The sequence below is a fragment of the Haladaptatus sp. W1 genome (assembly GCF_001723155.1).
Classification (GTDB): Archaea; Halobacteriota; Halobacteria; order Halobacteriales; family Haladaptataceae; genus Haladaptatus; species Haladaptatus paucihalophilus.
On sequence record NZ_MEIH01000262.1, the window covers coordinates 1 to 1,290 of the forward strand.

General features: G+C 64.9%; 2 pseudogenes. Both read right to left on the reverse strand.

Annotated features, from left to right (window positions below):
- Positions 1-1,157 (reverse strand): annotated as a pseudogene (locus tag BG842_RS11860) (lysine N(6)-hydroxylase/L-ornithine N(5)-oxygenase family protein); the annotation flags it as partial.
- Positions 1,154-1,290, reverse strand: a pseudogene (locus BG842_RS33130) (N-acetyltransferase); the annotation flags it as partial. The pseudogenes BG842_RS33130 and BG842_RS11860, both read right to left, overlap by 4 nt.

Here is a 1,290-nt window from a genome sequence, read left to right on the forward strand (position 1 = left end):
CTGCACGAACAGGCGGGCCGCGCCGTCGAACTCGATTTCGTAGTTCTCGGCGATGCGAAGGCGTCCCTTCGCGTCGCGTCCGATTCGGTCCTCGATTCCGGCGAGGAACGGCGGCCTCGGGCGGTGATAGCCGGTTCCGAGGACCACCACGTCGCTTTCGTGGGCGAACCGCTCGCCTTCCTGCCACTGCTCGCAGGTCAGGCGGTAGCCGCCGTCCGTCGCCTCGATGTCCTCGACTTCGGTCGTGGCGAGCATGCCGACGTCCGGGTCCGCGTCGCCGATGGAGCGCTCGTACAACAGGTCGTAGATTTCCTCGCTCGTCTCCGGGTCGATTCCCTTGTACAGCAACCCTTGCTCGGGCACGAGGTCGTCCTTTCGCTCCTGTGGCAGGTCGTAGAAGTACTCGGTGTACTCGGGCGTGAAGTGCTGGAGACCCAATTTCGAGTACTCCATCGGGAAGAAGCCCTCCGAGCGCGTGAGCCAGTCGAGGCGGTAGCTCGCCTCGGGTTGTCGCTTGAGCAGGTCTAAGAACACCTCGGCGGCGCTCTGGCCCGACCCGACGACCGTAATCGCCCCGGCGTCGAGACAGCGCTCGCGTCGGTCGAGGTAGCTGGCGGTGTGGAACACGTCCGCTCGGATGGCCCCGCAACTCCTCTGGGACCTGCGGAACGCTTCCGACGCCGACCACCACGTTCTCCGCGCGGTACTCGAACGTCCCGCCGTTTTCCGCGGTCGCGGGCGGGTGACGTGGAACTCCTCCCGGTCCTCGTCGTGCCGAACGTCGGTCACGGTGCGGGAGAACGCCGTGTTGCCGAGCGTGTCGGCGACCCACGACAGTAATCGTCGTACTCCCGCCGGGGCACCTGAAACGTCTCGTAGAAGTAGAACTCGTAGAGGCGGTCCGTCTCCCGAAGATAGTTCAGATACGTGTACTCGCTCGTCGGGTCGGCGAGCGTCACGAGGTCGGCGAGGAACGGCACTTCGAGGGTCGCGTCCTCCATGAGCATGCCGCCGTGCCACTCGAACTCCGGTTTCCGTTCGAGGAACAGCGCGTCGCTCTCCGTATCGTCGAGCAGCGCCGCCAAACCGAGGTTGAACGGGCCGAGACCGATACCAACGACGTCGTAGCTGTCCGTCGAACGTTCGTCGCCCGTCATCGACCCAGCACCTCCGTCTCGAACCCCTCGCGCTCACAGACCATCAGCAGGGCGTCCTTTTCCTCCAACGACAGCTCCCGTCGCGGTTCGAACCCGCAGTTCTCGAAGACGTGGATGACCTTGTCGTTGCGAA